Raw genomic sequence first — 7,226 nt, 5'->3', positions numbered from 1 at the left:
TCGGCTGCGCTTGGTTGGCGGCCGCGCGGTTCAGCAGCCCACATCGGGCTGCGGTTGCATTCCGGGAAGACTCGGGAAATTCAGCGTAAACTCACCGTACCGGCGGCATTCTTGCCACCGGTTGGCTTGCACCCGACGGGTGCGGTTTATGCTGCCTAGAGGAGTTTCAGTGTGCCGTCGGTTTCGCCTTCAGCTTTTCAATCTCGTCCTTGATTGCCAGCTTGCGCCGCTTCAGAGTGGCGATCTCGAGGTCGTCTACCGAAGGATGATTCATCGCGTCGATAAGCTCGCGCTCGATGTCGCCGTGCTTCCGCTGCAGCTCATCAAGATGGGATGCAAGAGACATGATTGGTTCTCCCTTTCATGGATTCCTCGATTGCAGCCGTCTCAGGCACGTCCACCGCAGGTCGCAACTGTGACGGCACGATGACAGTTTGCCACCAACCAATCTCGATGTCGAATGCCGCGTGGTAGCATTCCACGACAATGTGAAATGTGATATCAGCGGCGCGCCGGTCACAAACCCCACCGGCCCCGCCCAAAGGCCCATCCCTGGGCGACGCATACGCAGACGGTAGATAATGTCCGAACAGGAACAGGCTGAGATACGCCTCGAATATTCCCGGCTCAAACAGGAACACGCCGATTTCGACGCCGCCATCAATGCGATGATCGCCATGGGTTGCGACCCGCTGCAGATCCAGCGCATGAAGAAGAAGAAGCTGATGCTGAAGGACCGGCTGATGGCGCTGGAAGACCGCATCATCCCCGACATCATCGCCTGACCGGCAGCTTCCTTCGCTCGACGGCTAGGGGATCGAAAGCCGCGCGGCGCGGTCACGCAGCAGCGCGACCAGCTCGCCTGTCCGATCTTCCGACGTGTCGATCGGAACCACCAGGCACATCGTCGCCTCGATCTTCCCGGGCGCTGAAAAGACCGGCGCCGCCAAGCATTTGGTATAGGCGTCGACAAGGCCCGACGTCACGCAATAGCCGGTGACGCGGGCTTTTGCGATGTCGTCGATGAAGTCGTCGAGCTCGATCTTGCGGCCATCCGGCAGCACGAGGTCGTCCTGGGAGATCATCGCCTCGATCCGGCTGCGTTCCAGGCCGGCGAGCAGCAGCCGGCCCGACGCGGTCCAAGGCAGCGGGATCTGCAGGCCGGTGGCCGAGCTGATGCGGAACGGCCTGGTGCCCGGGCTCGAATGGACGATCGTGTAGCGGCCGCTCTGCAGCATGCACAGCTCCGAGGTCTCGCCGGTCTCGCGCGACAGCGTGTCGACCTCCTGCCGTCCGCGCCTGAGGAGGTCGTTGCCGCGCATATAGGCCATTCCGTAGAGGTAAAGCTTCTTGCCGAAATAGACGCGGTTGCCGTCGCCGGCCATCTCCAGGAGACCGGCACCGACCAGCTCGCGAACGAGCGTGTAAGTCGTCGAGCGGGGGGCGTTGAGCCCCTTGGCCAGCTCGCCGATGCCGATCGCGCGCTGCGTGGCATGCAGGAACTCCAGAATGTGCAGCGCGCGGTTGAGACCCTTCTCGCGAGAGTTCGCGGGCCTCTCCTCGTCCGAACCTGCGGCCTGCCACTCGGTCAGCGCTTCGCCATCTTGCATTGTCGATTCCCGGTGTTAGTATCTGTCTTGTACAGGATACATACGTCTCTTGTAAGAGACAATCGTATATCGATTGCTGACGCGTGTATTCATGGGGAACACACACCAAAGGAGGTCGCCGTGAACGACACATCCGGAAGACGTGATTTTCTGAAATTGGGAATGGCCGGACTTGCCACCGCCGGCGCGCTCACCGCGGTCAGCGCCGAGAAGGCCGCCGCGCAAGCCGCGTCCGATAGCGTGCTGCGGACCGCGCTCGATCGCGGCAAGCTGATCGTCGGCACCGGCAGCACCAACGCGCCGTGGCATTTCGAGAACGATGCCGGCGAGCTGGTCGGCATGGACATCACTATGGGGCGCATCCTCGCCAAGGGCCTTTTCGATGACCCGACCAAGGTCGAATTCGTCATGCAGGATCCGGCGCAGCGCATTCCGAACGTGACCACCAACAAGGTCGACATCACCATCCAGTTCATGACCATGACGGCGCAGCGCTCGCAGCTGATCCACTTCTCGCGCCCCTACTATGTCGAAGGCGTCGCGCTGCTGACGCTGCCCGGCTCCGAGAACAAGACTTTCGACAAGCTGCTGGCGAACGGCTCGGCCACGCGCATCTCGATCCTGCAGAATGTCGATGCCGAAAACTCGGTGCACTTTGCCCTGCCGCAGGCGCAAGTGATGCAGATCGACACCCAGGCCAACGTGCTGCAGGCGCTGGAATCCAAGCGCGTCGACGCCGCCGCGGTCGACCTCTCCACCGTGCGCTGGCTCGCCTCGCGCAACCCGGACAAATATTTCGACGCCGGCAAGAGCTGGTATTCGATGCTTTACGGCGCGGCCATCAGGCAGGGCGACCTCGACTGGCTGACCTACGTCAACCAGACCTTCACCATCGCCATGTTCGGCCACGAGACGGCACTCTACGACGCTGCCTTCAAGGAATATTTCGGCCAGGAACCGCCGCCGCGCCATCCGGGCTTCCCGGTCATCTGACGAGGCCTGTCTGACTTTAGCCGGCGGAGGGCCGCAGCAAGCGCCCTTCCGCCTGTTCTCCTCGACACGGGCTCCTGCAGTGGCGAATTCTGGATCGTCACCACAGGCCATTGAGACGGACGCATGGGCTATACGCTCAATTTCAACCTGATCTGGCGCCACTTCGACAAGCTGTGGGGCGGACTGCTGCTCAGCCTCGAGCTTGCCGTGATTTCGATCGCCATCGGCATTGTCATCGGACTGGTACTGGCCGTCTGGTATGTCTCGGCCGGGCGTGTCGTGCGCGGCATTATCGCCTCTTACGTCGAATTCATCCGCAACGTGCCGCTGATCCTGCTGGTCTATCTGGTGTTCTACGGTCTGCCGACCGTCATCGACCTGGCCTACAGCGCGCAGACGTCCTTCGTCGCCACGCTTGCCGTCTACAGCGGCGCCTATCTCGTCGAAGTGTTCCGATCCGGCCTCGAAGCCGTGCCGCGCGGCCAGATCGATGCCGGCAAGGCGATCGGCCTTACGCCATGGCAGCGGCTTGTCCATGTGCGGCTGCCGACGATGATGCGCATCACCCTGCCGGCGCTTTCCAACACCTTCATCTCGCTGTTCAAGGACACGTCTGTCGCTTCCGTCATCTCCGTGCCCGAACTGACCTACGGCGCGCAGTGGATCAACTTCAACACCTTCCGCATCGTCGAGGTCTATCTGGTGGTGACGGCGATGTATCTGGTGACGGGTTACGCCCTGCTCTTCGCGCTCCGGCTGGTCGAGCGCTGGTATAGGACGGCGCGCTGATGCTTGGCCAGATCGCTTACGCCCTTCCGTTCCTCGCCGAAGGCTTCGCGCTGACGCTTTGGGTATCGCTGCTCGTCGTGGTGCTGTCGCTGATCGCCGGCGTTGTCCTCGGCGTTGGCCTCGTCTACGGGCCCGCACCCTTGCGCTGGGCGGTGCGGATCTTCAGCGACACCGTCCGCGGCATCCCGATCCTGGTGCTGATCTTCTTCGTCTATTACGGCCTGCCGGCCGTCGGCGTGCATCTCCAGTCCTTCTGGGCGGCGGTGCTGGCGTTGACCTTGTTCAAGACCGCGCAGGTCGTCGAATATCTGCGCGGAGCCGTCGCCTCGATCCCGAAAGGCCAGTCGGAAGCGGCGATGGCGATTGGCCTGACCTTTCGCCAGCGCCTTACCTACGTGATTTTCCCGCAGGCCTTCCGCCGCTTCCTGCCGCCTTGGATCAACGGCGTCACCGACGCGGTCAAGGGCAGCGCGCTGGTCTCGCTGCTCGGCATCACCGATCTGATGCAGGCCATCAACCAGGTCATTGGCCGCACCTATGAGGCGATGCCGCTCTATATCCTCGGCGCCCTTCTCTATTTCGGCGTCAACTACGCGCTTTCGCTTGCCAGCCGACGGCTGGAGCAGCGCTTTGCCTTCATCCGGGAATAGCACGATGGCCACCACTTCCGATAACAGCCCTGCGCTTCTCGATATCGCCGAGGTCTCGAAATCCTTTGGCTCGGTCGAGGTACTGCGCTCGGTCAGCCTCAAGGTGGCGAAGGGCGAGGTGGTCGCCATCATCGGACCGTCCGGCAGCGGCAAGACCACGCTGCTGCGCTGCGTCAACTTCCTCGAAAGCTACGACAGCGGCTCGATCCGCATCGACGGCAAGGAGGTCGGTTTTCGCGACGGCGGTGCGCGCCAGCGCCGCAGCGAGCGCGACTTGGCCGCCATGCGCGCCGAGACGGGCATGGTGTTCCAGGGCTTCAACCTGTTCCCGCATCTGACGGCGGCCGGCAACATCATGCTCGGCCTCACCAAGGTACGCGGCAAGAGCAGCGCCGAGGCGCGCTCGATCGCCGAGCACTGGTTGGGTCGTGTCGGTCTCGCCCACAAGGCCGACAGCCTGCCCGCCGAGCTTTCCGGCGGCCAGCAGCAGCGTGTCGGCATCGCCCGCGCCGTCGCCATGGAGCCGAAGATCCTGCTGCTCGACGAGATCACCTCGGCCCTCGATCCGGAACTCGTCGGCGAGGTTCTGGCCGTGGTGAAAAGCCTCGCTGAGGACGGCATGACCATGGTGATGGTGACGCATGAGATGGCTTTCGCCCGCGACGCCTCAAGCCGCATCGTCTTCATGGCCGACGGCGGCGTCAGTGCCGTCGGGCCGCCGAAGGAGGTGCTTGCCGCGGAGACCACGAACGAGCGCCTGCGGACTTTTTTGGCGCGCTTCCGTGCCTCGCAATTCTGACATCGGATGGCAAATGCCATCCAAGGAGCATTCTTCCATGACGCCTTACACCCGGCTCGCCGAACTCGGCCTGACGCTGCCCGAGCCGCCAACGCCCATCGCCAACTTCGTCACTCATGCCGAGAGCGGCCGGCTGATCTTCCTCTCGGGCCAGGGGCCGCTGCGCGCCGATGGCACGCTTTGCACCGGCAAGGTCGGCGAGGACGTCACCGTCGAACAGGCCTATGAGCATGCCCGGCTCACCGGCCTCAACCTGCTTGCCGTCATGCACGCGGCGGCGGGCGACCTCGGGCGCATCGTGCGCGTCGTCAAGCTGCTCGGCTTCGTCAATGCGACGCCGACCTTCAGCGATCACCCGAAGGTGGTCAACGGCTGCTCCGATCTCTTCGCCGATGTCTTTGACAAGATCGGCGGCCACGCGCGTTCGGCGATCGGCGTCGGCTCGCTGCCTGGAAACATCACCGTCGAAATCGAAGCGGTCGTCGAGATCGCCGCCTGACACTGGGATCTGCTGCCATGAAAACCTATTCCGAGACCGGCTCCAACACCACGATCCGCGAGCGGCTGGGACTGCGTCCGATCATCAACGTCTCGGGCACGATGACGACACTCGGCGCTTCCATCATCGTCCCGGAAGCGATCAGCGCCATGGCCGAGATCGCCTCGCAATGGGTGGAGATGGACGATTTGCAGCGCGCCGCGAGCGCAGTCGTCGCCCGTCTCACCGGCGGCGAGGCCGGCTTCATCACCGCCTGCTGCGCCTCAGGCATCACCATGGCGATCGCCGGAGCGATGACCGGCACCAACCTGCTGGCCATCGAACGGCTGCCCGACGACACCGAAGGGCTGAAATCGGAGGTCGTCATCCAGCTCGGCCATATCGTCAATTACGGCGCGCCGATCGATCAGTCGATCCGCGTGGCCGGCGCCAAGGTCATTCCGGCGGGCACCGTTAGCGTCACGCAGGATTACCACGTGCGCGAGGCGATCAACGAGCGCACCGCGGCCGCGCTTTACGTCGTCGCCCACCACACGGTGCAATACGGCATGCTTTCGCTAGAGGAGTTCTGCGAGATCTGCCACGCCAAGAATGTGCCGGTGATCGTCGATGCCGCTTCGGAATACGATCTGCGGACCTTCCTCGCGCGCGGCGCCGACATCGTCGTCTACAGCGGCCACAAATTCCTGAGTGGCCCGACCAGCGGCATCGTCACCGGCCGCAAGGACCTGGTGCGCGCCGCCTATCTGCAGAATCGCGGCGTCGCGCGGGCCATGAAGGTCGGCAAGGAAAGCATCGCCGGCACCATGGCGGCGCTCGACGCTTGGGAAAAGCGCGACCATGCCGGCATTCGCCGGCGCGAAGAGGCGGCGCTCGATCTGTGGAAGCATGCGCTGCAAGGCATTCCGGGCATCGGCGCTGAGATCGTGCCCGACCCAACCGCCAACCCGCTCGACCGCCTGCAGGTCTTCGTCCGTCCGGAGAGCCGCTTCACCGCCGCGGGCCTAGCCTCGGCTTTGGCCGCCGGCTCACCGCCCGTCATCGTGCGCAACCATGAGGTCGAGCGCGGACACTTCTTCCTCGACCCGTGCAACCTGCATCCCGGCGAGGCCGAGACCGTCGCCGAGCGGCTGCGCGCGGTTCTGACCGCGAAGGAGCGTCCCGCGGATGCGATGAAAGCGGCGCGCAAGGATTCATCCGGGGCGCTGCGCTGGCCGGACTAGACCTCGCCACCGTCGGCCCACAGCCGCGACAATCCTTGCGGCTGCCGGCGAATTCCGCTAAGGCGCGCCTTTGCCGCCGGGAGCGAAAACCTTGACCGATCAGCGTGCCGACGTCGCCATCATCATGGGCAGCCAGTCCGACTGGGCGACGATGCGCCAGGCGGCGGAAACGCTTGACGCGCTGGGCATCCTGCACAAAAAACTGATCGTCTCGGCACACCGCACGCCGGACCGCCTCTATGAATTCGCCAAGGGCGCCAAGGCGGCCGGCTACAAGGTGATTATCGCCGGCGCCGGCGGCGCGGCGCACCTGCCCGGCATGACGGCGGCGATGACGCCGCTGCCCGTCTTCGGCGTGCCGGTGGAATCCAAGGCGTTGTCCGGCCAGGATTCGCTGCTCTCCATCGTGCAGATGCCGGCCGGCATTCCGGTCGGCACGTTAGCGATCGGCAAGGCCGGTGCCGCCAACGCCGCCCTTCTGGCCGCGGCCGTCCTGGCGCTGAGCGATGAAAAACTCGCCGCCCGCCTCGATGCCTGGCGCACCGCACAGACCGCCAAGGTCGCCACCGAGCCGGCGGATACCCCGTGAGCCTGGCCCCGGGATCGACCATCGGCATCATCGGCGGCGGCCAGCTCGGCCGCATGCTGGCGATGGCCGCCGCC

10 protein-coding genes and 1 pseudogene are annotated in these 7,226 nt (G+C 64.5%); 9 read left to right on the top strand and 2 right to left on the bottom strand.

Going from position 1 to position 7,226, the window contains the following annotated elements; all coding sequences use genetic code 11:
* Positions 1–166 precede the first annotated feature (166 nt).
* Positions 167–346, bottom strand: a complete 180-nt coding sequence (locus EOA79_RS27230; RefSeq protein ID WP_040998838.1) for a YdcH family protein — start codon at positions 344–346, stop codon at positions 167–169.
* A gap of 235 nt (positions 347–581) precedes the next feature.
* On the opposite strand from EOA79_RS27230, the gene EOA79_RS27225 reads away from it, so the two are divergent.
* On the top strand, positions 582–785 hold the full coding sequence (locus EOA79_RS27225) for a DUF465 domain-containing protein (protein ID WP_067001951.1): 204 nt from the start codon (positions 582–584) through the stop codon (positions 783–785).
* A 24-nt stretch (positions 786–809) separates the two neighbouring features.
* Here EOA79_RS27225 and EOA79_RS27220 read toward each other — a convergent pair whose 3' ends face one another.
* Positions 810–1,610 carry an IclR family transcriptional regulator gene (locus tag EOA79_RS27220; RefSeq protein ID WP_095824056.1) on the bottom strand — a complete coding sequence of 267 codons (801 nt, stop codon included), beginning with the start codon at positions 1,608–1,610 and terminating at the stop codon, positions 810–812.
* Between the two features lie 162 nt (positions 1,611–1,772).
* Between EOA79_RS27220 and EOA79_RS27215 the strand changes: the two genes are divergently transcribed.
* From EOA79_RS27215 to EOA79_RS33795, 8 genes and pseudogenes are all read left to right on the top strand, one after another.
* A complete protein-coding gene (locus EOA79_RS27215) occupies positions 1,773–2,603 on the top strand; it encodes a transporter substrate-binding domain-containing protein (protein ID WP_197504271.1) in 831 nt (276 codons plus the stop codon).
* A gap of 123 nt (positions 2,604–2,726) precedes the next feature.
* Positions 2,727–3,392 carry an amino acid ABC transporter permease gene (locus tag EOA79_RS27210; RefSeq protein ID WP_067319366.1) on the top strand — a complete coding sequence of 222 codons (666 nt, stop codon included), beginning with the start codon at positions 2,727–2,729 and terminating at the stop codon, positions 3,390–3,392.
* The gene (locus tag EOA79_RS27205; RefSeq protein ID WP_067001941.1) at positions 3,392–4,042 is read left to right on the top strand and encodes an amino acid ABC transporter permease; all 651 of its coding nucleotides are present in this window, start codon (positions 3,392–3,394) and stop codon (positions 4,040–4,042) included. Before EOA79_RS27210 ends, EOA79_RS27205 begins: the two co-directional genes overlap by 1 nt.
* Before the next feature lie 4 nt (positions 4,043–4,046).
* The gene (locus tag EOA79_RS27200) at positions 4,047–4,841 is read left to right on the top strand and encodes an amino acid ABC transporter ATP-binding protein (RefSeq protein WP_067319368.1); all 795 of its coding nucleotides are present in this window, start codon (positions 4,047–4,049) and stop codon (positions 4,839–4,841) included.
* Positions 4,842–4,878: 37 nt separating this feature from the next.
* Positions 4,879–5,340: a RidA family protein gene (locus EOA79_RS27195; RefSeq protein ID WP_067001934.1), complete on the top strand. Its 462-nt coding sequence runs from the start codon at positions 4,879–4,881 to the stop codon at positions 5,338–5,340.
* A gap of 17 nt (positions 5,341–5,357) precedes the next feature.
* On the top strand, positions 5,358–6,563 hold the full coding sequence (locus EOA79_RS27190; RefSeq protein WP_095824057.1) for an aminotransferase class V-fold PLP-dependent enzyme: 1,206 nt from the start codon (positions 5,358–5,360) through the stop codon (positions 6,561–6,563).
* Between the two features lie 91 nt (positions 6,564–6,654).
* Positions 6,655–7,152, top strand: coding sequence for a 5-(carboxyamino)imidazole ribonucleotide mutase (gene purE / locus EOA79_RS27185; protein WP_067001929.1), 498 nt, complete (start codon positions 6,655–6,657; stop codon positions 7,150–7,152).
* Positions 7,098–7,226 (top strand): annotated as a pseudogene (locus EOA79_RS33795) (5-(carboxyamino)imidazole ribonucleotide synthase); the annotation flags it as partial. The gene purE and the pseudogene EOA79_RS33795, both read left to right, overlap by 55 nt.

Source organism: Mesorhizobium sp. M1A.F.Ca.IN.020.03.2.1, assembly GCF_004023205.1.
Classification (GTDB): Bacteria; Pseudomonadota; Alphaproteobacteria; order Rhizobiales; family Rhizobiaceae; genus Mesorhizobium.
The sequence above is the reverse complement of the archived record's forward strand: the minus strand, read 5'-3'. Positions and strand labels throughout refer to the sequence as shown.

Excerpts from the sequence above, each read along its gene's own strand:
- EOA79_RS27215 (WP_197504271.1), top strand. The coding sequence starts at position 1,773 with ATGGCCGGACTTGCCACCGCCGGCGCGCTCACCGCGGTCAGCGCCGAG.
- EOA79_RS27205 (WP_067001941.1), top strand. The coding sequence starts at position 3,392 with ATGCTTGGCCAGATCGCTTACGCCCTTCCGTTCCTCGCCGAAGGCTTC.
- EOA79_RS27190 (WP_095824057.1), top strand. The coding sequence starts at position 5,358 with ATGAAAACCTATTCCGAGACCGGCTCCAACACCACGATCCGCGAGCGG.
- EOA79_RS27210 (WP_067319366.1), top strand. The coding sequence starts at position 2,727 with ATGGGCTATACGCTCAATTTCAACCTGATCTGGCGCCACTTCGACAAG.
- EOA79_RS27230 (WP_040998838.1), bottom strand. The coding sequence starts at position 346 with ATGTCTCTTGCATCCCATCTTGATGAGCTGCAGCGGAAGCACGGCGAC.
- EOA79_RS27195 (WP_067001934.1), top strand. The coding sequence starts at position 4,879 with ATGACGCCTTACACCCGGCTCGCCGAACTCGGCCTGACGCTGCCCGAG.
- EOA79_RS27200 (WP_067319368.1), top strand. The coding sequence starts at position 4,047 with ATGGCCACCACTTCCGATAACAGCCCTGCGCTTCTCGATATCGCCGAG.
- EOA79_RS27225 (WP_067001951.1), top strand. The coding sequence starts at position 582 with ATGTCCGAACAGGAACAGGCTGAGATACGCCTCGAATATTCCCGGCTC.
- EOA79_RS27220 (WP_095824056.1), bottom strand. The coding sequence starts at position 1,610 with ATGCAAGATGGCGAAGCGCTGACCGAGTGGCAGGCCGCAGGTTCGGAC.